Here is a 23,897-nt window from a genome sequence, read left to right as displayed (position 1 = left end):
TAACATGTGATGGTGGGTTAAAACCCACCCTACGGCTTAAAGGCCGTCTGAAAACGAAAGCAAAACCATGTTTGACCTGACCGGCTTTATCCGCCGCTACACCGCTTTGGTAAAAAAGGAAACCCATCAGATGTTGCGCGACAAGAGCAATCTGATGGTGGGGCTGCTGCTGCCGGCAGCGCTGATTCTGCTGTTCGGCTACGGCCTGTCGTTTGACGTGAGCAACGCGCCGGTGGCGGTGGTGCTCGACAATCCCACGCCGACGGCGCAAAACGTATTATCGGGCATGCAAGGTTCGAAATACCTCAACCCCATCCGCGTCGGCGATTTTCAGACGGCCGAAACCTTGTTGGAAAACGGCAAAGTCGATGCGATCGTGCGCCTGCCGTCGGATTTTGATGAGCGCCTGAAAGCGGGCAATGCCCAAGTGCAGCTGATTTTAAACGGGGTGGATGCCACCACCGGCCAGACCGTCGAGGGCTATGTCAACGGCGCGATTGCGATGTGGGCGCAACACGCGCTCGACCGCAGCGGCGTATCGGGCGGCAGCGGCGTGACCATCGTGCAGCGGATGTGGTTTAACGAGGCTTCTATCAGCACTTGGTATCTAGTGCCCGGTCTGCTGGTGCTGGTATTGACCTTAATCGGCGCGTTCCTGACCTCGCTTCTGATTGCGCGCGAATGGGAGCGCGGCACGCTGGAATCCTTATTTGTCACCCCCGTGCGCCCGATGGAAATCGCGCTGGCCAAGCTCACGCCGTATGTGTTTGTCGGTATGATAGATGTGGCGGTGTGCTTGGGCATGTCGTATTGGCTGTTTGAAGTACCGATGCGCGGCTCGTTGGGGGTAATTGTGTTGTCGTCTATGCTGTATCTGTTGGTGTCGCTGTGTACCGGGCTGGTGATTTCGGGTATTACGCGCAACCAGTTCCAAGCCAGCCAGATTGCGATGATGGCAGGCTTTATGCCGGCGATGATGTTGTCGGGCTTTGTGTTCGACATCCGCAATATGTCGGCAGTCATGCAGACCATCAGCTATGCGCTGCCGGCAACGTATTTTATGGAGCTGGTGAAAATGTTGTTCCTCGGCGGAAACTACTGGCCGATGATTGTGAAAAACTGTCTGATTTTGGCGGCGTATGCGGCGGCCTTGGTTTGGCTGTCGGCGCGGATGTTGCGTAAAAAACTGGATTAAGGCCGTCTGAAAACGGAAATATTATGGAAACCATTTGGCAAATCTTTGCCCTGATTAAAAAAGAATTTTTGGCGGTTTTTAAAGACCCTGCCAACCGCGTAACACTGTTTGTGCCGGTGTTGCTGCAATCGCTGTTGTTCGGCTACGCCGCCACTTACGATTTGAACCATGTGCCTTACACGCTGCTTGACCAGAGCCACGGTGCGGCTGCCACGAAGCTGGTGGCGGATTTGGACGGTACGGGCGTGTTTGAGCGCGTGGCGACGCTGGACTCGGCCAATCAGATCGCCGATACCGTCAACAGCGGCAAGGCCTTATTGGTATTGAGCATTCCGTCTGATTTTGAAAGCAGGCTTTCAGACGGCCAAGCCGCGCCCTTGCAGGTGATTCTCGACGGGCGCAACTCGACCACCGCCGGTTTCGCCGCCACTTATCTGTCGAATATCGTGGCGGCCTACAATCAGGAACGCAGCGGCAAAGCCCCGCAAATCACCGTGGTGCGGCGCATGTGGTACAACCCGAATCAGGAAACGCGCTGGGTGATTATGCCCGCGCTGATTGCTTCCCTCAGCGTGATGCAGACGCTGCTGCTGGCGGCTTTGTCGGTGGCGCGCGAACGAGAACAGGGTACGTTTGACCAGCTTTTGGTGACGCCGCTGACGCCGTTTCAAATCCTCATTGGTAAGGCCGTGCCCTCGGTGTGCGTCGGGTTGCTGCAATCGACGCTGATTTTGCTGATTATCCGTTTTTGGTTTGAAGTGCCGATGGCCGGTTCGCTGTGGCTGATGTATCTGGGGCTGTTGAGCTTTACGCTGGCGGCAGTGGGTATCGGCCTGTCGATTTCCGCGCTGTCGTCCACTATGCAGCAAGCCATGCTGTACACTTTTGTGCTGATTATGCCGATGATTTTGCTCTCGGGCATGCTGACAGCGGTGAAAAACATGCCGCAAATCCTTCAGACGGCCACCATTGTCAACCCGCTGCGTTTCGGTATTGAAATCATCCGCCGCGTCTATCTGGAGGGCGCGGGATTCGGCCAGATTGCGCACAACTTTATCCCGCTGATTGTGATTGCCGCGCTGACCCTGCCGCTGGCGGCATGGCTGTTCCGCAATAAATTGTCGTAAAAACCTTATTTTTCCGACGGCCTTTCCCGATTTCAAGGCCGTCGGAAAACAGGAAAAAACATCATGAAACCCATTTCCCGCCTGCTTCCCTTAGCCGCCGCACTCGCTCTCTCCGCCTGTACCGTCGGCCCGAATTTCCAACAACCCAAAGTCGAAAGCGCCGATACTTGGCAAGGCCAGCACAACGGCACTGCCTTGCAGCTGCCCAAAATCAGCGACGCCGTATTGCTCGCCGACTGGTGGACGGCGTTGAACGACCCCGTGCTCAACCAACTGGAAAGCCACGCCCTGGCCAATGGTTTGGACGTACAAACCGCCGCGCTGCACTCTGCCCAAGCGCGTATGCAGCGCGTCGGCACCGCCGCGCAATACGGCCCTGATGTCAACTTGAGCGGCAGCGCCACCCGCAACCGCTTGAGCGAAGACGGCTCAAGCACACGCATGATTAATCTGCTCGGCGGCAGTAACGGCAGCCGCTATATCGGCGCATTGGCCTCGCCGTATAATCTTTATCAAGTCGGTTTCGACGCCTCGTGGGAACCTGATTTATGGGGGCGCATCAGCCGCGGCGTCGAATCCGCCGACGCCGCAGTGCAAGAGCAGGGTGCGCTGTTGGATTGGGCGCGGCTGACGCTGGCGGCGGAAGTGGCGCAAAACTATGCCGAGCTGCGCACCACGCAAACGCAAATCCGCCTGATGAAAGAAGACATCCGCGCCCTGACTGAAAAGACCAATTTGCTCGCCTCCCGCGTTGCCAAAGGCATGAACAACCACATCGACATGCAGCGCCAGCGCACCGAGCTGGCCGCCCTGCAAGCGCAACTGCCCGCATTGCAGGCGCAGGAGAGCGCCTATATCGGCAAGCTGACCCTATTATTGGGCGAACGGCCGGGCGTGTTAAACGATTTATTGGACGACAGCCGCACCATGCCCGCCGCCAAACTGCCCGATTTGGCCATCGGCCTGCCCTCCGAAGTCGCCCGCCGCCGTCCCGACATCCTCGCCGCCGAAGCCAAGCTGCACAGCGCCACCGCCGACATCGGCGTGGCCAAAGCCGCGCTCTATCCGAGCATCCGCATCGGCGCGAAATTCGGCACAGAAGCCTTGAGCGGCAGCAGTTTCGGCGAGTGGGGCAGCCGCACTTGGTCGATCGGCCCGACTTTGGATTTGCCGATTTTCGACCACGGCCGCCGAGTCTCCACCGTCAAACTGCGCGAGCTGCAACAGCAGGAAGCCGCCGTTGCCTACCAAAAAACCGTCTTGAGCGCATGGAAAGAAATCGACGAAGCCCTGACCGCCTACGCCGCCGAGCAGCAGCAATACCAAGCCCTGCAAAAACGTGCCGCCACCGCAGGCGAAGCCTACCGCCTGACCGAGGCGCGCTACAAACGCGGCATGGAAGATTTTTCAAGCGTGCTTGACAGCCAGCGCAGCTATTTGCAGGCGCGGCGCGATTTGGCCGACAGCTTGGGCCGTCTGAATACGCGCTATGTCGCCATCAATAAAGCCGTGGGCAATGTGCCGGACACGGCGCAGTAAACGGGGCGCGGATAAGGAAAATGCCGTCTGAAAATCATGAGTTTTCAGACGGCATTTGCCGTAAAAGGATTGGAAAGCCCAAGCAGCAAGCAAATCCGTGTAGGGTGGGCATTTATGCCCACGCGGTATTCGGTTTCTTATATTGGTTTGTGAACGGGTCGGACAACCGATTTATTTCTGATAATCGCGTGGGCAACGAGTGCCCACCCTACGGGTACGTCCGTATATCGAATAGCTTAAAGGCCGTCTGAAAATCGTGTATAATCCCGCCACTATTCTATTTTGATTCAATCATCTAGGGGCTGTTGGCCGTTCATCTGCGACATCTTTTCGGCAAAAAAGCGTGTCTGCTGCGTTGAAAATGCGCGCAAGGTGTTCAACCTTGCTGTGCTTTTGGCCTTGCATCCGCGCTTTTTTACTCGAAAATCTGTTTCACGGATGAACGGCCAACAGCCCCTAGCGCGGTTTATTTTATTCTTAACGAGAGGATTCTATGACGGAACCCAAAACAAACGGCAATCTGCCGCTTCCGCTGCCGCAAAAGCAGATGGCTTTGCTGATGGCGATGTTGGTGGCGCTGATGCCGTTTTCTACCGACGCTTATCTGCCCGCCATTCCCGAAATGGCGCAGGCGCTGGGTGCGGACATCCACCGTATTGAGCAAAGCTTGGGCATGTTTTTGTTCGGCGTGGCCTTCGGCCAGCTCATCGGCGGTTCGGTGTCGGACATCAAGGGGCGCAAGCCGGTGGCGCTGGCGGGGCTGGCGGTGCATTTGGTCAGCGTCATCGGGTTGATTTTTATCACGTCGGCGGAGCAGCTGCTGCTGTTGCGGGCGGTGCAGGCGTTTGGGGCGGGCATGACGGTGGTGGTGGTCGGCGCGACGGTGCGCGATTATTACGACGGCCGTCAGGCAGCGCAGATGTTTGCGCTCATCGGCATTATCCTGATGATTGTGCCGCTGATGTCGCCGATGTTGGGTTCGGTGTTGCTGATGATTGGCGGCTGGCGCTCGATTTTCGGCTTTTTGATGGTTTATACCCTGTTGCTGCTGGTGTTAATCCGGCGCTTTTTGCCTGCGCCGGTGAAAACCGATAAAATCGGCGCGGATATTTTCGGCGTGGTGGCGGGGCGTTTCAAACGGGTTTTGAGTACGCGCGGAGCGATGGGTTTTCTGTTTTTCCAAGCCTTCAGCTTTGCCTCGATGTTTGCCTTTCTGACCGAATCGTCGTTTGTGTATATGAAGCTCTACGGCCTGTCGTCGCACGGCTACGCGCTGGTGTTTGCGCTGAACATCATTACGATGGCGACGTTTAACCGCGTGACCGCGTGGCGCTTGAAAACGGGTGTCCACCCGCAGAATATCCTGCGCTGGGGCATTATCATGCAGTTTACCGCCAACCTGACGATGGTTTTGCTGGTTTTGCTGCTGAAACTGCCGCCTTTGTGGGCGCTGGTGATGTGCGTGATGTTTTCCGTGGGCACGCAGGGTTTGGTCGGCGCGAATACGCAGGCCTGTTTTATGGCTTACTTTAAGGCCGAGGGCGGCAGCGCCAATGCGGTGCTGGGCGTGTGCCAGTCGGTGATTGGCGCGAGCATGGGCTTGCTGACCACTTGGCTGCACAACGGTTCGGCGCTGGTGATGGCGGGCATGATGCTGACGTCGACAGTGTGCGGTATTGTGCTGCTGTGGGGCTGCTCACATCAGGCATGGATTGAAAACGATAAGAATAAAGAGGCGTTTAAATAGGCCGTCTGAATGGGTTTATTGCTATTTTACGATAACAAGGCCGTCTGAACGGGGCAACGGGCAAGCAAAGATTGCGCCCATCCCGCGCAGACGGCCTTTTTAATGCTAAAATCTACGCCATTCATGAACTTTAGCGGGAGCCAGCCATGTCGATTGACGACCCCTTGAAACCCCACCGCGACGCGATTGACGAAATCGACGCCACTGTTTTACAGCTCTTAAACCAACGCGCCACCCACGCACATACCATCGGCGAATTGAAAGGTACGGGCACGGTGTACCGTCCTGAGCGCGAGGCCGCCGTGTTGCGCCGCATTCAGAGCCTGAACGAAGGGCCGCTGCCGGATGAATCCGTTGCCCGCCTGTTCCGCGAAATCATGAGCGAATGTCTGGCGGTGGAGCGTCCGCTGACCATCGCCTACCTCGGCCCGCGCGGAACCTTTACCCAGCAGGCCGCCATCAAGCATTTCGGCCATGCCGCGCACACCCGGGCTTGCACCACGGTTGACGATTGTTTCAAACTGGTGGAAACGCGTCAGGCGGATTATCTGGTGGCGCCAGTGGAAAACTCTACCGAAGGCTCTATCGGCCGCACTTTAGACTTGCTGGCCGTGTCCGCGCTGAAAGCCTGCGGCGAAGTGGTGGTGCGCATCCATCACAATCTATTGCGCAAAAACAGCCATGAGATTAACGGTGTTACCAAAGTGTTTGCCCACGCGCAGGCATTGGCGCAATGCAACGACTGGCTTGGCCGCAATCTGCCCAATGCCGAACGCGTACCGGTGTCCAGCAACGGCGAAGCCGCGCGCTTGGTGGCCGAATCCGACGACGGCACGCTGGCCGCCATCGCGGGTGTGACCGCTGCTGAAATCTACGGTTTGAACATGGCTGCTGAATGTATCGAAGACGAGCCGAACAACACCACCCGTTTTTTGGTGCTCGGCCATCAGGACACGACTGCTACCGGCAGCGACAAAACTTCGCTGGTGATTTCTACCCCCAACCGCTCCGGCTCGGTATTGGGCGTATTGCAGATTTTCGCCGATTCGGGCATTTCTATGACCAAATTTGAAAGCCGCCCGAGCAAATCGGCGCTGTGGGAATACCTGTTTTTCATCGACATCGAAGGGCATAAAGACGATGAAAAAGTACAAACGGCTTTGAAACTGTTGGGCGAACGTGCGTCGTTTGTGAAGGTGATTGGTTCGTATCCTACGGCAGTATTGTAAGTTTTGCCGCATAGAAAATGCCGTCTGAAAATGGTTTTCAGACGGCATTTTATTTTGAGCGTCGGCTTATTCTGCAGACTGGTCTTTAGGCAGACGCAACAGGGCAAACACCAGACCGCCCCAAATCACCAGCAGGGAAATAATCATCATCACAATCGCTGTGGTACTCATGTCGGCTCCTTATTCGTGTTCTTTGTCGGCGTCAAACGGCTCTTTGTCTTTGCCGCCCGGCAGGAACGACAAAACGAAAGACAGAATGATACAGGTAATGGTCAAGCCCCAGCCGAAGATGTGCAGGAAGCTGTCGGGATAGCCCTCGTAGTTTTTCTCCAGCAGGCCGGCGGTGTCTTGGTACAGCATATAGGCCAAAACCAAAGTGGTCAGGCCGACGCAGGCATACCAGATTTTGCCCAGCTTGAAGGAAGAAATGCTGTTGATGTGTTCGTGCAGCATGGGCAGGCGTTTGGTCAAAATCAGCGCGGCGATGTAGAGCATACCGCCGGCCACAATGCCGTAGGTATTGACGAATTTGTCCATCACGTCCAACACCGGCAGGCCGGTGGTCGTGCCGAACAAGACGGTGGAAATCACCGCCATCGGTACGCCGACGGCAAAGGTGGCGGATACGCGGCCGAGTTTGAATTTGTCCTGCACGGTGGCAATAATCACTTCCAAGATGGAAATCATGGAGGTCAGACCGGCAAACACCAGCGAGCCGAAGAACAATACGCCGATTAAGGCACCCATCGGCGCTTGGTTGATAATGGTCGGGAAGGCGATAAAGGCCAGGCCGATACCGCTGCCGGCTACATCGGCCACTTCTTTGCCGGAAGCCGCCGCCATAAAGCCCAGCGCGGCAAACACGCCGATACCGGCCAATACTTCAAAGCTGCTGTTGGCAAAACCGACCACCATGCCGGTGCCGGTGAGGTCGGATTTTTTCTTCAGGTAAGAAGAATAGGTAACCATGATGCCGAAGCAGATGGAGAGCGAGAAGAAAATCTGGCCGTAGGCGGCAATCCATACGCCCGGTTCTTTCAGCTTGTCCCAGTTGGGGGTAAACAGCGCGTCCAAGCCTTTGGCAGCGCCCGGCAGCGTTAGCGAAATGCCGACCAGCAGCACAAACATAATCACCAAAAGCGGCATAAAGAAGGATGACGAACGCGCCACGCCTTTTTCTACGCCCAAGGCCATGATAATCAGGGTAAACAGCCACACGCCAATCAGCGGGCCGACGATTTTGCCGACAAAATCAAAGCCCCAATGCACTTGGTCGGCCATGTGCAGATAATCGCCGAAAAAGAAGGTTTTCGGGTCTGCACCCCATGCGCCGGTAAAGGAATAGAAGGTGTAGCTGGCCGCCCAGCCGAGAATCACGGCGTAATACAGGCAGATAACGACGTTGGCCATCACGTTCCACCAGCCGAAGGGCTCGAATTTTTTGCTGATACGGCGGAACGCCATAGGGGGCGAGCCGCGATAGCGGTGGCCGATGGCATAGTCGAGGAACAAGAGCGGCAGGCCGGCGGTCAGCAGCGCCACCAGATAGGGAATCATAAACGCGCCGCCGCCGTTGTCGTAAGCGATGTAGGGGAAGCGCCAGATGTTGCCGAGGCCGACGGCAGAGCCGATGGCAGCAAACATAAACGAGCGGCGGCTGGCAAACGTCGCCCGTTGCGGAGTGTTGTCGGACATAATGTCATCCTCAAAATCAGGTGTTTGAAACGGTCTTGCAAGCGCAACCCGTGATAAGCCGTTGCCGCCTTGCGACGGTTGCTTATTGTTATCGGTCATTTCCGTTAATAAAAAAGGAACAGCCGGGCGGCGGTTTCTTTATGTTTGTGACCGCAAAGGTAAATAATGGGCTGCAAACGGGGCTACATCGTAAACAAAAGTTTGTATTCTGGCAAGTTTTCGCCGCAAAAGGCCGTCTGAAACACGCCTCAGTTTGGTGGTTTCAGACGGCCTGAAAGGGGCGGAACGGCCGCGATGAGAACACGGCTGTTTATTTATGAAGACAGGCGGTCGTAGCCCGGGCAGTCGTCCGAGCCGCTGGAAACCGCCCACAGAATGCCGCTGTCGTTGATATACACGGTACAGGTTTCGTCGCTGTTGCTGCTGTTGGGGATGGCTTGCAGGGTAAAGCCGGAAGCCGTGCCCTCAGAAGAGAAGCTGATGTCGAAATAATCGTTTTGCGTCAGGGTGCTGGCGCTGAAGCCGACGAAGGTATTTTTCTGGGCGTAATAGCGCTCCAGCGCTTTGGCGTTGTGAATCAGGTCGGCGCGCACGTTGTTCAAACGGGTTTGGCGGATATAGCGGGCGTAGGAAGGATAGGCGATGGTGGCCAAAATAGCCAAAACCAATACAACAATCATCATTTCGGCCAGCGTAAAGCCTTGGGATTTGGATTTCATGGGTTTGTTTGCGAAGAATCAGTTAAAAGCCGCCGAGCGTTTTACCGGAGGCTGTTTGGGTTGTTAGATAATATGCATGACAAATAAGTATGATACCGGTTTAGGCCGTCTGAAAAAAGCAGCAGAAAGCAGCCTAAGTGTATTTAATCAATCACGCCCAAAGCCTGCAAACCGCGCAATACGCCGTCTTCATCCACACTCGGGCAGACGTATTTTGCGGCGGCTTTGGTCTGCTCGGTGCCGTTGCCCATTGCCACGCCGAAACCGACGCTTTTGAGCATGTCCACATCGTTGAGGCCGTCGCCGAAAGCCATCACGTCTTGCATATCAATGCCCAACATGCCCACGGCAGCGGCGATGCCTTGCGCTTTGGATTCTTCCGCATGCAGCGTGTCCACCGCTTTGGCGTGCCAGCGCACGTTTTTCAAACCGGCTTTGGCCGCTTCCGCGTTCATCTCGGCATCTTGCGATTCGTCGTAAAACACCAACATCTGATATACGGGATGGTTGAGGTAATAATCTTTGTCGGTCAGGTGCACCGGCAGGATTTTCGCCAGCGCCTCTTCTGCCCATTCGGTCGGTTCGGAAACGGCGATATTGTCGCTGCCGACAAAGGCATAGGCAATGCCTTTGCTGTCGTAAAAGCGGCACATTTTGGCGATGGTGTCGGTATCCAGCGGGCGCTCGCGCAGCGGTTGGTTGCGGAATTCGCAATACTGGCCGTTGATGGTAATCACCAAATCAATGCCGGCTTCCCGAATCAAATTCTGAATTTTGGCGGGAATCGCCACGGGCGCACGGCCGGTGGCAATAGCGGTAAGAATGCCGCGCTGCTTTAAAGCGCTCATGGCTTGCGCCACGGAAGGGCGCAGGGTATCGGTATATTTGCGGTAAATGGTGTCGTCAATATCGAAAAATACGATTTTAGGATTCTGCATGTCGGGAGCCGGTAGAAAGTTTCAGACGGCCTCTATTGTATAACAGCGGCGGGAAGAGGGCGAATCTTGCGGGAAAAGCGGTATGATTTGCTGCTGTTTGCAGGAATGGAGATACGTCAAGGCCGTCTGAAAAACAATTTCAGACGGCCTTGATAACTTAGCGCGGGCGGAGGTTATTGCGCCGCAGCAGGAGTTTGGGCTTGTGCGTCGGATTTGCGCAGGAAGCCTTTGTCTTTCATGCAAGAGTCGAAGGTGGCGCGGTCTTGGTTGTCACCGGCGGCTTGTTTGCATTGGTTGAGCGCCTCTTCCACGCTGATTTGTTGCGGCTGTTTCGGCGCGTTTTCGGTTTTGTTGCTGGCACAAGCAGTCAGCAGCAGTGCAGAAGCTGCGATGGAAATCAATAAAGTTTTCATAATCGTATATTCCTGAATTGAGGGGGATTGCTATAAAAAGAGAGGGATTTAAGCCCTGTTGCTTGGCGTGCATGCATTATAAGCTTAAATCATCTCTATTAATAACATATAAACATATTATCTTGAGGATGTGGTATGGCGGCCACAGATGTAAGAGTTTGCCGGATAGAATTGGTTTCCGTGGAAGATGTAATTTTACTGCCGAAAATTTGTAAGAAAAGTTAATATTTAAATATTTAATATATTTTATTCAAGGATTTATTTGATTTTTTGTTTCCGGAAAATAAACTGAAAAAAGATTGGGGCATAGATTTTTTGAGGATGGAAATTAAGGGAATAGATTGTGATTGGGAGGGTTTGTTTTTTATTCATATATAAATATATTTTAATCGTTTTTAAAAAATTCAGTTTTTAGAAAAGGATATAAGACTTTGAAAAGAAAAGGCCGTCTGAAAAATATGCTAAAGATTGGTGTATCGGGTAAAACATGAACGGTTGGGGAGAAAAGCGGGATTCGTGCTACAATAACGCCCGAATTGGTTATACCAATTTAAGTATCCAATCCAAATAAAGACAATACGGAACAGCAGCGGCTTCCCGCCTGAATCCGTAACCCAAATCAAACAAAGGCAGACCATCCATGAGCAAACTTATCAGACCGCAAAAAGTCAGCGATCAAGTATTAGCCGTTTTGGAAGAACGGATTATTGAGGGCGAATACCCCGAAGGCAGCAGGATTCCGCCGGAGCGTACGCTGGCGGCGGAGTTCGGCGTGTCCCGTCCGTCGGTCAGGGCGGCGCTGGGTGTTTTGGTGTCGCAGGGCGTGTTGGAAGCGCGGCAGGGCGACGGCTATTATATTTCCGCCCGCCCCAAACAGGATTTTTTACACAGTTGGCAGGAGCTGTTGGGCAAACATTCTAACTGGGAACACGATATTTACGATTTCAGCCGCCAGCAGGAAGGCTGCATGGCGGCTTTGGCGGCGGAGCGGCGTACCGAAGCGGATTTGAAACGGATTGAATTTTGGTTGCAGAAATTTGAAAACGCCTGCGCAGAGGGCAACCGCGACCATCAGGCCGAAGCCGATGTCAGCTTTCATCAGGCGATTGCCGACGCCACGCATAATATTTTGTTCGGCCACTTGTCGGGCGGCTTGCTGCGTATGCTGTATCAGCGCACGCGCAGCGGCATTGTGCATGTCAACCAATCGGATAACCCGCGCCCGACCCTGATGCAGCACCACCGCATGCTGTTTGAGGCCATCCGCCAGCAAGACGCAGGGCAGGCTGCCGCCATTGCGCAATCCCATCTGACCTATGTTTCCGAGCGTATCCAGCTGGAACGCGATTACCAAATCCGGCAGGAACACGCCGATACCCTGGCCTCCAACGACTTGGACAAAGTCAAAAATTGGTAGCCGCTTCCACCCCGAGGCCGTCTGAATCCGCCGATGTTCAGACGGCCTCAGATTGCGCCCAACTACCAAATGGATAAGGTAGAAGACAGCATTTTGTGGCATAATCGGAACACTGCCCGCCCATATCCGGCGCAGGCTATCCGATTCCGTTTTCAGCCGCAGCTTTGATGAAACTGTTGCGGCTTCCTGTTTTTCAGACGGCCTTACCATCATGCAGGCCGTCTGAACGAAAGATGATTGATTATGAACCCATTTGCATCACTCGGGTTGGGCAACGAAATCGTTTCCGCCCTGACCCAGCAGGGGTATGAAACCCCGACCCCGATTCAGGCTGCCGCTATTCCTAAGGCATTGGCCGGACACGATTTATTGGCCGCTGCCCAAACCGGTACCGGCAAAACCGCCGCTTTTATGCTGCCCAGCTTGGAGCGCCTGAAACGCTACGCAACCCCCAGCACTTCGCCCGCCATGCACCCCGTGCGCATGCTGGTGTTGACGCCGACCCGCGAGCTGGCTGACCAAATCGACCAAAACGTGCAGGCTTACATTAAAAACCTGCCTTTGCGCCATACCGTCTTGTTTGGCGGTGTGAACATGGACAAGCAGACCGCCGATTTGCGCGCTGGCTGCGAAATCGTCGTCGCCACCGTCGGCCGCCTGCTCGACCATGTGAAGCAGAAAAACATCAATTTGAGCAAAGTAGAAATCGTTGTCTTGGACGAGGCCGACCGTATGTTGGACATGGGTTTTATCGACGACATCCGCAAAATCATGCAGATGTTGCCCAAGCAGCGCCAGACTTTGCTGTTTTCCGCCACATTTTCGCCGCCCATCCGCAAGCTGGCGCAAGATTTTATGAACACGCCCGAGCTGGTGGAAGTGGCCGCGCAAAACACCACCAATGCCAATGTCGAGCAGCACATCATCGCCGTTGACACCCTGAAAAAACGCAACCTGCTGGAGCGCCTGATTGTCGATTTGGACATGAATCAAGTGATTGTGTTCTGCAAAACCAAGCAGAGCGTGGATCAGGTCACGCGCGATTTGGTGCGCCGCAATGTGTCCGCCCAATCCATCCACGGCGACAAATCGCAGCAAACCCGTTTGGAAACGCTGAACGCCTTTAAAGAAGGCACGCTGCGCGTTTTGGTGGCGACCGATGTAGCCGCACGCGGTCTGGACATCGCCGAGCTGCCGTTTGTGATTAACTACGAGCTGCCGACGCAGCCGGAAGACTATGTGCACCGTATCGGCCGTACCGGTCGCGCCGGTGCCGATGGCGTGGCCATTTCGCTGATGGACAAAACCGAACAGAAAATGTTTGAAGCCATCAAAGCACTGACCGGCAACGATTTGGTGGTGGAACGCATTGAAGGTTTTGAACCGAGCTGGTGGGGCGTTGAAGCTGCCGAAGCCGCGCCCGCCGAGCGCAGGCCGTCTGAAAACCGCAGCAGCCGAAGCGAGCGCAGCGACCGTTCCCGCAACGAACGCAACGAGTGTTACAACGATCGCCATGATAAAGCGTCTGCGGATAAAAACGATCCGGGCGCGGCCTGCGGCAAAATCGCCGGCCGCAGCAGCCGTCGCCACCGCAGGGGCGAGCGCCAGCCTTGTGCGCTGTTGCAGCCCAATTACGGTAAATAAAAAAGCAGCCGGTATGTTTACCAGCCGCTTTTTTATCTGATGCTTGAATAGCGGCAGATATGCAAAAGGCCGTCTGAATATTTTTTCAGACGGCCTTTTCTATTCGTAACCGTGGCGGATTAGCGTTTTACGGCGCGTTTAGCTGCTTTTTTAGCCGCTTTTTTCGGCGCTGCTTTTTTGGCTTTTACGACTTTTTTGTTTTGTTTTTTCACTGCTACTTTAGCCGGTGCTTTTTTTGGCGCGGCAGAAGCCATCGGCGCAGCTACCAAGCCTGCGGAAATCATTACCAGGGAAGCCAGTTTGGTCAGAGTTTTCATGTTGGAATCTTTCTAAAATAAAGTCAGTCGGACATTGCCGTAAGGCGGGTAAATCATAATGCCCATTCGGATTAAACGGTGTTAACCTGCTTTAAAAACAATGTAAAGGAGGGCTAAATGTCAATAAACATGGGGCGGTCCCGACATTGGCCGAAACCGCCCCATATTCAGCGATTAGTGGTGGCGTTTGGGCGCAACTTTATGGGCGCGTTTGGCCGGGGCTTTTTTTACGGCTTTTTTCGGAGCGGCTTTGCGCACTTGGCGTTTTGGGGCTTTGTGTGCTTTTTTAGCCGGAGCTTTTTTCACGGCAGCCGGTTTGTGTTGGTGTTGCGGCGCAGGTTCGCCCGGAGCAGCCATCAGACCGCCGGAAACCAGCAACAGGGTAGCAAGGGTAGCCAATTTTTTCATGGGATTCTCTTTCAAAATTTTAAGTGAATGTGTGTCGGACAGACCGACTTGTCAGAGTATATATCAGTCCGGGCAGCAGGGAAACCGGCTTTCCCGGACTGAGGGTTTGGTTTATCGGATACGGATTAGCGTTGATCCGGAGCCGGACGCGGTTGCGGACGTGGTTGCTCACGACGCGGTTTCGGCGCAGCTTTACGGGCATGGCGTACCGGTGCTTTTTTCACGGCTTTGCGCGGTGCGCGGCGTACTTTGCGCTGCGGAGCTTTTTTCGGCGCAGGTTTTACTGCGGCAGGACGGTCAGGGCGCGGCGGTTGCGGTTCGTGGTCGCCCGGGGCAGCCATCAGACCGCCGGATACCATCAGCAGGGTAGCAAAAGTCAGCAGTTTTTTCATGATATTTTCCTTTTGAAATCAAACCTAAACGGTTTGGGAATATGCAGGCCGTCTGAAAACAGGCGGGTTGCAAAGGTTGCTGTCGGTCAGATTAACGCTCGGGACGCGGTTGCGGGCGTTGTTGTTTATTGTTTTTGCGCACTTCGCGTTTTTGTTGGCGCTCTTTGCGTACTTGTTCGCGGCGGTTGTTGCGCTCTTGGCGCACCTGTTGGCGCTGTTCGCGGCGTTGCTCGACTTTGGGTTTTTGCTGCTGTTGCGCCTGCGGAGCCGGACGGTCGTCACGACGCGGTTCGTTGGATTGGGGCGCAGCCAACAGGCTGCCGGAAAAGGCTAACAATACGGCGGCGGTCAGAATTTTTTTCATGATAAACACTCTTCTTTAGTGTAAGGGGTAAGGGAAAGAGCAGCATTGTTGCCGTTGCTCCATTGGTTGTATCTTACTATTTCGAGTGTTAATCAGCGTTAGCGCTCGGCGAAATTGAAATAATTTTTATCTGATAAAACGCAGAACAGGCCGTCTGAACGGGGATTTGTAAAGGGAATGGGTTAAAAAAAAGCGGCAGGAAGTTTTAACCTGCCGCCGGGTTGGATGCTATTCTTCAGGAATGGGGTGCGGTTGGGGCGCCGGTGCCGGTTTCGGTGCGGGTTTGGGCGGCGGTGCGGCACGGCGTGGTTTAGGGGGAGGGGCAGCACGGCGTGGTTTCGGCGGTGATGTAACGCGGCGCGGTTTGGGTGGCGCTTTTCGGACGCGGGGCGGTGCTTTTTTAGGTGCGGGCTGTACGGCCTCAGGGTGCGGTTGGGGTTGCGGCTCGGGATATTCCGGTGCGGCCATCAGCGTGCCGGAGATGAATAAGAGTATGGAGAAAGTGATGAGTTTTTTCATGATGTCCTCTTTTTTCTTTCTATCAATCTGTCGATGAATTATGGAAAACGACAGCGCTTATTTGGCTTATCGTTGGGGGTATCTTAAGTCTGAGCGGTGTAAACCGGCGTTGTTTTCGAGCGAAAATAGCATAAGGTTTAGAAGGAAAAATTGAAAAAGGCCGTCTGAAAGAGAATTTATGAGGGAAAACGGTAAAAATGCAGCAGGAAGTTTTAACCCGGATGGGATGGGCTTAAAGGGAGCGCAGTCTAAAAGTAGAAAATAAAAAAGCGCGAATCCTAAGATTCGCGCTTTTTTCAGACGGCCTCAATTATTTTTTGTCGTCTTTCACTTCTTCAAAATCTGCATCGACTACGTCATCGTCTTTTTTGGCAGAAGATGATTCAGCCTGTGCACCGCCTTCGGCAGCTTGGGCTTCAGCTTGCGCTTGGGCGTAAACCATTTCGCCCAGTTTTTGGCTGGCAGTACCCAAAGCTTCGGCTTTGGCGTCGATGTCGGCTTTGTCTTCGCCTTTGACGGCTTCTTCGGCGTCTTTCAATGCGGCTTCAATTTTTTCTTTCTCGGCAGCGTCAAGTTTGTCGCCGTAGTCGGCCAAAGATTTTTTCACTGAGTGAATCAGGGCTTCGGCTTGGTTGCGTGAAGCGACCAGTTCGGTCAGTTTTTTATCTTCTTCGGCATTGGCTTCTGCGTCTTTCACCATGCGTTCGATTTCTTCTTCGCTCAAGCCGGAAGAACCTTGGATGGTGATGTTGGCGGCTTTGCCGGTGCCTTTGTCTTTGGCGGAAACGTGCAGGATACCGTTGGCGTCAATGTCGAAGGTCACTTCGATTTGCGGCATACCGCGTGGAGCCGGTGCGATGTCGCCCAAGTTGAACTGACCCAACGATTTGTTGGCAGAAGCACGCTCGCGTTCGCCTTGCAACACATGGATGGTTACGGCCGATTGGTTGTCTTCGGCGGTAGAGAATACCTGTGATGCTTTGGTCGGAATGGTGGTGTTTTTCTGAATCAGCTTGGTCATCACGCCGCCCATAGTCTCGATACCCAGAGACAGCGGGGTCACGTCCAGCAGCAACACGTCGCTGCGGCCGCCGCCCAATACTTCGCCTTGGATGGCTGCGCCGACGGCCACGGCTTCGTCCGGGTTCACGTCTTTACGCGGCGCTTTGCCGAAGAATTTTTCAACGGCTTCTTGCACTTTCGGCATACGGCTTTGACCGCCGACCAAAATCACGTCATCAATGTCGCCGGTACTCAAGCCTGCGTCTTTCAAGGCAATGCGGCAAGGCTCGATAGAGCGTTCGATCAAATCTTCAACCAGGCTTTCCAGTTTGGCACGGGTAATTTTCAATGCCAAGTGTTTCGGGCCGGTCGCGTCCATGGTGATGTACGGCAGGTTGATTTCGGTTTGCTGGCCGCTGGACAATTCGATTTTGGCTTTTTCGGCCGCTTCTTTCAGGCGTTGCAGCGCCATCACGTCGGTTTTTAGGTCGATGCCTTGGTCTTTTTTGAACTCGGCAATGATGTAGTCAATCAGGCGTTGGTCGAAGTCTTCGCCGCCCAAGAAGGTATCGCCGTTGGTAGCCAATACTTCGAATTGTTTGTCGCCGTCAACGTCGGCGATTTCGATGATGGAAATATCGAAAGTACCGCCGCCCAAGTCATACACGGCGATTTTGCGGTCGCCTTTGCTGTTTTTATCCATACCGAAAGCCAATGCGGCGGCAGTCGGTTCGTTGATGATGCGTTTCACATCCAAACCGGCGATACGACCGGCGTCTTTGGTGGCTTGACGTTGGCTGTCGTTGAAGTAGGCCGGTACGGTAATCACTGCTTCGGTTACTTTTTCGCCCAAGTAAGATTCGGCAGCTTCTTTCATTTTACGCAATACTTCGGCGGAAACTTGCGGAGGAGACAGCTCTTTGCCTTGCGCTTTTACCCAAGCGTCGCCGTTGCTGGCTTTAACGATTTCAAACGGCATAGAGTCGATGTCGCGTTGCACTTCTTTGTCGTCGAATTTGTGACCGATTAAGCGTTTAACCGCATAGATGGTGTTTTTCGCATTGGTTACGGCTTGGCGTTTGGCCGGAGCGCCGACCAGAATTTCGCCGCCGTCGAGGTAGGCGATGACAGAAGGCGTGGTGCGCGCGCCTTCGGCGTTTTCAATCACTTTGGTTTGGCCGTTTTCAGAAATGGACACGCATGAGTTGGTGGTACCCAAGTCGATACCGATTACTTTTGCCATAATTGTTTGCTCCAAAAAATAAAAATAGATAAATATTTAATAAACCGGGTAGAACATTCGTTCTGTTGGCTTGTAGATAAGGTTGATTCAGCGTATTTCAAGTATGGAAATGAAAAAAAATATGCGATATTTTTATTTTTCAATTCAAATGCTTGATTTAATTATCCACAAGCCTGTGAAATTATCTTTCAGACGGCCTTTTATCAGATTCCTGCCGGGGTGTTGTTTCCGATGAATCGGAACAATCTTCCAACAGGATAAGGGTTTCAACCGCAAGCGGATAAGGCCGTCTGAAAATTTTGTGCCTGACAAATAAAATCAGGCGGCACTTTCAATCTTCTTTTTTCGCCACAACCACCATCGCCGGACGTAAAACGCGGTCGGACAGGGTGTAGCCTTTTTTCAAGACATTCACGATGGTGTTCGGCTCTTGCTCGCTGACCACGGTTTGCATGGCCTGATGGTGGTGCGGGTCAAGTTTGTCGCCCGGCTGCGGGTTGATTTCTTTGATGTGGGTGGCATCGAAGGCTTTTTGCAATTCGTTTAAGGTCATTTGCACGCCCATTTTCAAAGCGTCGAAATTGCCGCTTTGGTCTAAGAGTGCCATTTCCAAATAATCTTTTACCGGCAGCATTTCGGCGGCGAATTTCTGACCGGCGAATTTATGCGTGTCGGCGATTTCCTGCTGGTGGCGGCGACGCAGGTTTTGCTCGTTGGCCAAACCGCGCAGCTGCTCGTCTTTCAACTGGCCTTCCAATTCGGCCACACGCGCCTGCAAGTCTTCGTAAGAAGGCGGCGTGTCTTGCGCTTGGGCGGCAGGTTCTGCGGCGGCGTCCGTTACTTTTTCTTCTTCAATCGGTTGGTTTTGTTCGCTCATGTCGGCTTCCTTTATCGAAATAGGTTTGAATGGTGTTGGTAAGCATATAAGGCCGTCTGAACAGATTTCAAGCCATGCCGCCGTGTTTGCCGCAATGATAGAATCGGGCGTTATAAACTTATGCGTTAATCCGCTATGATTCATGCGCGATAAACGGTAAGATAGCCCGCATAACCATTTCAGACGGCATACGCACCATGAAAAACCAAAAACACAATCACATCAACACCCCCGATTTCGATTTGTGGCAAACCATCCGCGAAGAAACCGAAGCGGCGGTTGCAGCCGAACCGCTTTTGGCCAGTTTCTTACACCAAACCGTGTTGCGCCACAATTCGCTGGCTTCCGTTTTGGCCTACCATTTATCCAGCAAACTCGCCAGCACGGTAATGGACGCGCGCATTCTCTACGAAATGTATTTGCAGGCTTTGAGCAGCGACAGCCGCATTATCGACTGCGTGGAAGCCGATTTGAAAGCCGTGTACGAGCGCGATCCCGCTTGTGACGAATATTCGCTGCCGCTTTTATATTTCAAAGGTTTCCACGCGATTCAGGCGCACCGCATTAACCATTGGTTGTATCAGAGCGGCCGCCAAACGCTGGCCTATTTCCTGCAAAACCGCATGTCGGAAGTGTTCGGCGTTGATATCCATCCCGCCGCCCGCTTCGGCCACGGCCTGATGCTTGACCACGCCACCGGTTTTGTGGTCGGCGAAACAGCGGTATTGGGCAACAATATTTCCATTCTGCACGGCGTGACCCTCGGCGGTTCGGGCAAAGAAAGTGGCGACCGCCATCCGAAAGTTTCAGACGGCGTGATGATTGGCGCGAATGCTTCGGTGTTGGGCAATATCCGTATCGGCGAAAACGCCAAAATCGGCGCCGGCAGCGTAGTGGTGGCGGATGTCCCCGCTTCGATTACCGTAGTGGGCGTGCCGGCCAGACCGGTAGGGCGTTCCAATAAAATACCGGCGCAGGATATGAATCAGAATATCGACTATACCGGTTTGGATTTTGTGATTTGAGCTTGAATGGTTTTTATGATTGGGTGTAACGCTTAAGCATAGAAGCCGGATACCAAAAGGCCGTCTGAAACGGATTTCACGTTTCAGACGGCCTTTTCATGGGTTTACCCGACCGGATTATTTAGCCGGTTGTTGTTGCGGAGCAGGCGGCGGAGCGTCGTGCGGTGCACCTTGCGGGCCGCGGCCTTCAGGGGCAGGATCTTGCGGGCCTTTGTGTTCGCCCGGTTTGCCGTGGCCTTCACCCGGTTTGCCTTCCATCGGTTTGCGTTCCAGCAGTTTTTGCTGTTGTTCAGGTGTCAACACTTGGAAAATGGCGTGGCGGGTTTTCAGCATGCTCAATTCCATTTCGGCGCGTTTGGCGTCGCGTTCGGCTTTGTTTTGCTGGCCTTCTTCAATCAGTTTTTTCGCAGCGGCTTCATCGAAAGTTGCGTTTTTCAGCAAAGCGGCTTCGGCGGTACGGCGGGCTTCGAATTGTTTTTCAAATTCGGCGCGTTTGTCGTCTTTGCCTTCGGCTTGTGCCGGTTTGTTGTCATTCAGGATTTTTTTGATTTGCGCTTTTTGCTCTTCGCTCAGGTTCAAGTCGGCGAACATCGGCGGAATGCCGTCCTGCATGCGGGCTTGGTCAGGCGCACCTTGCGGGCCGCGGCCTTCAGGACCTTGTTGGCCTTGCGGACCTTGCGGAGCAGGCGCTTCACCCGGCTGGCCTTGCGGTGCAGGTTGCGAAGCGGCGGTCGGTTGTGCCGGCGGAGTGGGTTGGTCGTTTTTTTGACCGCAGGCAGCCAGGCCGGCAACGGTCATCATGGTCAGAGCAGCTAAAGTGATTTTTTTCATGGATTTCTTTCTGTAAAGTGGATGTCGTTTCTGTAAAGTGGATGTCGTTCAGACAACGGGGCGAATCATAAACAAGAAGCGGGTTAAGGCGGTTTGTGTTTGCGTAAAAGCGTTTTTGCCGATGTAAACAAACGTCCGCCGATAGAAATGCAGCGGCGGATTGTCGGCAGGTTTTGTCAGAAAGGGTAAACAAAACGGCAAAGGCCGTCTGAAAATGCAAGGTTTCAGACGGCCTTTGGACTTTGAAATGAATGCAAACATCAGCTACCCGCATGGAAAATCAAGTTTTCCTGCTATCGGTCGAATGATTGGGATGGCGCGGGCGGCAGCGGCGCTCCGGCGGGGTGCTTGTAGCGGTTGTACATAAACAGATACTGCTGCGGGAAGCGGCGTATCCAATATTCCACATTGCGGTTGACGGTTTGCGCGTCATGCTGCTTATCGCCGTTCAATTCGCCTTGCGGCGGTTCGATATGCAGGGCGAAGCCTTTACCATCGGGCAGGCGCTCGCCGCAGAAAAACAGCGTTTTCACGCCTTTGACCTGCGCCAGTTTGCCCGCCAGCGTCATGGTAAAGGCCGGTTGGCCGAAAAATTCCGCCCATACGCCGTCGCCGCCTTCTTCCGGTGCGGGCACATGGTCGGGCAAAACGATGGTCGCCTCGCCCGCCCGCAGCGCCTTGATAACCTGTTTCACACCGTGCAGGTTGGTCGGCGCGGTTTTGCCTTTGCCGCGCACGCGCCCCGCCTGCATGATGGCGTCAAACGCTTTGATTTTCGGCGGTTTGTACATGGCGGTCAGTGGGAAGGGCAGTTGCTGGCTGATGTAGCGTCCGGCCAAATCGTAGCTGCCCAAGTGCGGCGTAATCAATAGCAAACCTTCGCCGTTTTCCAGCGCAGATTGGACGTGTTCCCAACCATGGATTTCGGTAAACAGGGTTTCGATGGCCTCAGGCCGTCTGAAAAACGCCACCGGCAATTCCAGCGCACCTTTGGCGGTTTCTTGGAACACGGCCCTGACATCGGAGGCGGTCGGATGCAGACCGGCTTGGGTCATATTGGCATACACACGCTCGCGGTCTTTGCGCAGCAGGCAGTAAGCCAAAGCGCCCCATGCGTTGCCGAGTTTGTGCAAAAGCGGCAGCGGCAGGGCGGCGAAAAATTTGAAAAGCAGGGTAATCAGGGTTTGCATAGCGTTGTTATTTTTCATGCGGTAGAAACATTTTCTCGGATTGTAATGGAAATTAGCAGGAAACCAAAATTTCAGACGGCCTGCCTGCCTTGCGTTAAGATAATGAATCTGTTAATATCCGCACTTGCATTAAGAGTTGGGAATTCCATGCCAACCTGCTTTTCACTCGGAAAGGTAAGGTGGACGGTTGCGAAACCGATGTGGCTCGTTTCGAGCAATCCAGACCCGCTTAATGCGGGCATTTTTTTATCTGTTGAAAATGAATGCCTGCTGCTTGAATAAGAATAGATCTTATTTGAGTGGTGTCGGTCGGCGGATTTTGCTATGATTTCCGCTGTTTGTTTGATGAAGCGGCAGGCCGTCTGAAACCGGCGGGCTGTTGCGCAAAAATATTGTTTAAGAAAGAAAATCTACAATGAGCGAATTTCTGTTTACTTCCGAGTCTGTGTCTGAAGGCCATCCCGATAAAGTGGCGGATCAGATTTCCGACGCGATTTTGGACGCGATTTTTACGCAAGACCCGAAAGCGCGCGTAGCGGCGGAAACTTTGGTGGCAACCGATTTGTGTGTGTTGGCCGGTGAAATCACCACCACCGCCGATGTCGATTACGAGCAAGTGGCGCGCGATACCATTGCCCGTATCGGTTACAACGACCCCGAATTGGGCTTTGATGCGCAAAGCTGCAAAGTTTTGCTCAACTACGGCGTGCAGTCGCCCGACATCGCGCAAGGTGTGAACGAAGGCGAGGGTTTGGATTTGGATCAGGGCGCGGGCGACCAGGGCTTGATGTTCGGCTATGCCTGCGATGAAACGCCGGTATTGATGCCGTTTGCCATTTATTACAGCCACCGCCTCATGCAGCGCCAAAGCGAGCTGCGCCGCGACGGTCGTCTGCCGTGGCTGCGTCCGGATGCCAAAGCGCAGATTACTGTGGTTTACGACAGCGAAACCGGCAAAGCCAAGCGCATTGATACCGTGGTGTTGTCAACGCAGCACGATGAAAACGTCAGCTACGACGAATTGCGCGAAGCGGTCATCGAGCAGATTATCAAGCCGGTATTGCCGTCTGAAATGCTGACCGCAGACACCAAATACCTGATTAACCCGACCGGCAAATTCGTTATCGGCGGGCCCAAAGGCGACTGCGGTCTGACCGGCCGTAAGATTATCGTCGATACTTACGGCGGCGCAGCCCCGCACGGTGGCGGCGCGTTCTCCGGCAAAGACCCGTCTAAAGTGGACCGTTCGGCTGCCTATGCCTGCCGTTATGTGGCGAAAAATATTGTGGCCGCAGGCTTGGCCAGCCAGTGCCAAATCCAAGTGTCTTACGCCATCGGTATTGCCGAGCCGACGTCGATTGCCATCGACACCTTCGGCACGGGCAAACTCAACGAAGCCGAGTTGATTAAAATCGTGCGCGAACACTTCGACCTGCGCCCGAAAGGGATTGTGAAAATGCTCGATTTGCTGCGCCCGATTTACAGCAAATCCGCCGCCTACGGTCATTTCGGTCGCGAAGAGCCGGAATTTACTTGGGAGCGTACCGATAAAGCCGCCGAGCTGCGTGCGGCTGCCGGTTTGTAAACCGATGGCGCTTTTCTCTTGAACGCGCAGGTTTTCCGGTAAAAAAGGCCGTCTGAAAATATTAACATTTTCAGACGGCCTTTTTCCTTATACAATAAGCCCATTGTTTCTTTTTATTTCCAAGTAAACCAGTAAACCAAAAGGACGGCTCAAAATGTTCGGCAAAAACCTGTTTGACGAAGTGACTTCCAAAATCGGCGAAACCATCGCCAACAGCCCCGCCAAAGACGTGGAAAAAAACGTCAAAGCCATGCTCGGCAGCGCGTTTAACAAAATGGATTTGGTCACCCGCGAAGAATTCGACATCCAGCAGCAGGTGTTGATTAAAACCCGTACCAAGCTGATTGAATTGGAATCGCGTCTGGCGCGTTTGGAAGCCGCGCAAAATCCGGCGGAAGAAGCGGTAGCGCCCGTTTCCGCCGAAGTGGAGCAGGCTGCCGAAAAAGCCGCCGAAGCGGTTGAAAACGACAATATCTGAGGC

The 23,897-nt window shown here is 53.8% G+C and carries 23 protein-coding genes and 1 riboswitch; of the genes, 10 read left to right on the top strand and 13 right to left on the bottom strand.

The genetic code is table 11. The features are described 5' to 3' along the window. The first annotated feature begins 67 nt into the window (after nucleotides 1-67). From J2T37_RS01580 to pheA, 5 genes are all read left to right on the top strand, one after another. Nucleotides 68-1,195: an ABC transporter permease gene (locus tag J2T37_RS01580; protein WP_253353442.1), complete on the top strand. Its 1,128-nt coding sequence runs from the start codon at nucleotides 68-70 to the stop codon at nucleotides 1,193-1,195. Nucleotides 1,196-1,218: 23 nt separating this feature from the next. Further along, entirely contained in the window at nucleotides 1,219-2,322 is a 1,104-nt protein-coding gene (locus J2T37_RS01575) for an ABC transporter permease (protein WP_253353441.1), read from the top strand. Nucleotides 2,323-2,385: 63 nt separating this feature from the next. Next, nucleotides 2,386-3,861 (top strand): efflux transporter outer membrane subunit, encoded by a 1,476-nt coding sequence (locus tag J2T37_RS01570; RefSeq protein ID WP_253353440.1) that lies wholly within the window; start codon nucleotides 2,386-2,388, stop codon nucleotides 3,859-3,861. Between the two features lie 493 nt (nucleotides 3,862-4,354). After that, nucleotides 4,355-5,608: a multidrug effflux MFS transporter gene (locus J2T37_RS01565; RefSeq protein ID WP_253353439.1), complete on the top strand. Its 1,254-nt coding sequence runs from the start codon at nucleotides 4,355-4,357 to the stop codon at nucleotides 5,606-5,608. Between the two features lie 146 nt (nucleotides 5,609-5,754). Continuing rightward, complete coding sequence (gene pheA / locus J2T37_RS01560; RefSeq protein ID WP_253353438.1) at nucleotides 5,755-6,837, top strand: prephenate dehydratase; 1,083 nt, start codon at nucleotides 5,755-5,757, stop codon at nucleotides 6,835-6,837. Nucleotides 6,838-6,903: 66 nt separating this feature from the next. On the opposite strand, the gene J2T37_RS01555 is transcribed toward pheA, so the two are convergent. The 5 genes from J2T37_RS01555 to J2T37_RS01535 form a co-directional block, all read right to left on the bottom strand. Beyond that, entirely contained in the window at nucleotides 6,904-7,008 is a 105-nt protein-coding gene (locus J2T37_RS01555) for a methionine/alanine import family NSS transporter small subunit (protein WP_253353437.1), read from the bottom strand. A gap of 9 nt (nucleotides 7,009-7,017) precedes the next feature. Then, entirely contained in the window at nucleotides 7,018-8,532 is a 1,515-nt protein-coding gene (locus J2T37_RS01550; RefSeq protein ID WP_253353436.1) for a sodium-dependent transporter, read from the bottom strand. A 314-nt stretch (nucleotides 8,533-8,846) separates the two neighbouring features. Then, complete coding sequence (locus J2T37_RS01545) at nucleotides 8,847-9,251, bottom strand: type IV pilin protein (protein ID WP_253353435.1); 405 nt, start codon at nucleotides 9,249-9,251, stop codon at nucleotides 8,847-8,849. Between the two features lie 143 nt (nucleotides 9,252-9,394). Continuing rightward, nucleotides 9,395-10,189 carry a Cof-type HAD-IIB family hydrolase gene (locus tag J2T37_RS01540; RefSeq protein WP_253353434.1) on the bottom strand — a complete coding sequence of 265 codons (795 nt, stop codon included), beginning with the start codon at nucleotides 10,187-10,189 and terminating at the stop codon, nucleotides 9,395-9,397. A gap of 173 nt (nucleotides 10,190-10,362) precedes the next feature. Further along, the gene (locus tag J2T37_RS01535; RefSeq protein ID WP_253353433.1) at nucleotides 10,363-10,602 is read right to left on the bottom strand and encodes a hypothetical protein; all 240 of its coding nucleotides are present in this window, start codon (nucleotides 10,600-10,602) and stop codon (nucleotides 10,363-10,365) included. Nucleotides 10,603-11,242: 640 nt separating this feature from the next. Between J2T37_RS01535 and J2T37_RS01530 the strand changes: the two genes are divergently transcribed. Further along, a complete protein-coding gene (locus J2T37_RS01530; protein WP_253353432.1) occupies nucleotides 11,243-12,019 on the top strand; it encodes a FadR/GntR family transcriptional regulator in 777 nt (258 codons plus the stop codon). 240 nt (nucleotides 12,020-12,259) lie between these two features. After that, a complete protein-coding gene (locus J2T37_RS01525) occupies nucleotides 12,260-13,663 on the top strand; it encodes a DEAD/DEAH box helicase (protein ID WP_253353466.1) in 1,404 nt (467 codons plus the stop codon). Between the two features lie 119 nt (nucleotides 13,664-13,782). On the opposite strand, the gene J2T37_RS01520 is transcribed toward J2T37_RS01525, so the two are convergent. From J2T37_RS01520 to grpE, 6 genes are all read right to left on the bottom strand, one after another. Next, nucleotides 13,783-13,980 (bottom strand): hypothetical protein, encoded by a 198-nt coding sequence (locus J2T37_RS01520; RefSeq protein ID WP_253353431.1) that lies wholly within the window; start codon nucleotides 13,978-13,980, stop codon nucleotides 13,783-13,785. A 174-nt stretch (nucleotides 13,981-14,154) separates the two neighbouring features. Beyond that, nucleotides 14,155-14,388 carry a hypothetical protein gene (locus tag J2T37_RS01515; RefSeq protein WP_253353430.1) on the bottom strand — a complete coding sequence of 78 codons (234 nt, stop codon included), beginning with the start codon at nucleotides 14,386-14,388 and terminating at the stop codon, nucleotides 14,155-14,157. 125 nt (nucleotides 14,389-14,513) lie between these two features. Beyond that, nucleotides 14,514-14,780 (bottom strand): hypothetical protein, encoded by a 267-nt coding sequence (locus J2T37_RS01510; RefSeq protein ID WP_253353429.1) that lies wholly within the window; start codon nucleotides 14,778-14,780, stop codon nucleotides 14,514-14,516. 91 nt (nucleotides 14,781-14,871) lie between these two features. Then, nucleotides 14,872-15,144 (bottom strand): hypothetical protein, encoded by a 273-nt coding sequence (locus J2T37_RS01505; RefSeq protein WP_253353428.1) that lies wholly within the window; start codon nucleotides 15,142-15,144, stop codon nucleotides 14,872-14,874. A gap of 829 nt (nucleotides 15,145-15,973) precedes the next feature. Continuing rightward, nucleotides 15,974-17,908, bottom strand: coding sequence for a molecular chaperone DnaK (gene dnaK, locus J2T37_RS01500; RefSeq protein ID WP_253353427.1), 1,935 nt, complete (start codon nucleotides 17,906-17,908; stop codon nucleotides 15,974-15,976). 331 nt (nucleotides 17,909-18,239) lie between these two features. Then, nucleotides 18,240-18,785 carry a nucleotide exchange factor GrpE gene (gene grpE, locus J2T37_RS01495; RefSeq protein WP_253353426.1) on the bottom strand — a complete coding sequence of 182 codons (546 nt, stop codon included), beginning with the start codon at nucleotides 18,783-18,785 and terminating at the stop codon, nucleotides 18,240-18,242. A gap of 197 nt (nucleotides 18,786-18,982) precedes the next feature. On the opposite strand from grpE, the gene cysE reads away from it, so the two are divergent. After that, a complete protein-coding gene (cysE, locus tag J2T37_RS01490; RefSeq protein ID WP_253353425.1) occupies nucleotides 18,983-19,810 on the top strand; it encodes a serine O-acetyltransferase in 828 nt (275 codons plus the stop codon). A gap of 117 nt (nucleotides 19,811-19,927) precedes the next feature. Here cysE and J2T37_RS01485 read toward each other — a convergent pair whose 3' ends face one another. Then, nucleotides 19,928-20,641, bottom strand: coding sequence for a Spy/CpxP family protein refolding chaperone (locus J2T37_RS01485; RefSeq protein WP_253353424.1), 714 nt, complete (start codon nucleotides 20,639-20,641; stop codon nucleotides 19,928-19,930). 293 nt (nucleotides 20,642-20,934) lie between these two features. After that, entirely contained in the window at nucleotides 20,935-21,831 is an 897-nt protein-coding gene (locus J2T37_RS01480; protein ID WP_253353465.1) for a lysophospholipid acyltransferase family protein, read from the bottom strand. Nucleotides 21,832-21,952: 121 nt separating this feature from the next. Further along, a riboswitch (SAM-I-IV-variant riboswitch) is annotated at nucleotides 21,953-22,063 on the top strand. A gap of 183 nt (nucleotides 22,064-22,246) precedes the next feature. Between J2T37_RS01480 and metK the strand changes: the two genes are divergently transcribed. Both metK and J2T37_RS01470 read left to right on the top strand, forming a co-directional pair. Then, on the top strand, nucleotides 22,247-23,416 hold the full coding sequence (gene metK / locus J2T37_RS01475; protein WP_253353423.1) for a methionine adenosyltransferase: 1,170 nt from the start codon (nucleotides 22,247-22,249) through the stop codon (nucleotides 23,414-23,416). Nucleotides 23,417-23,570: 154 nt separating this feature from the next. Continuing rightward, nucleotides 23,571-23,894: an accessory factor UbiK family protein gene (locus J2T37_RS01470; RefSeq protein ID WP_253353422.1), complete on the top strand. Its 324-nt coding sequence runs from the start codon at nucleotides 23,571-23,573 to the stop codon at nucleotides 23,892-23,894. Nucleotides 23,895-23,897: the final 3 nt, after the last annotated feature.

Origin of the sequence: Neisseria perflava, assembly GCF_024170405.1 — a bacterium.
Lineage (GTDB): Bacteria > Pseudomonadota > Gammaproteobacteria > Burkholderiales > Neisseriaceae > Neisseria > Neisseria perflava_B.
Note: the sequence above shows the minus strand (reverse complement) of the source record. Positions and strands in the feature narration are given on the sequence as shown.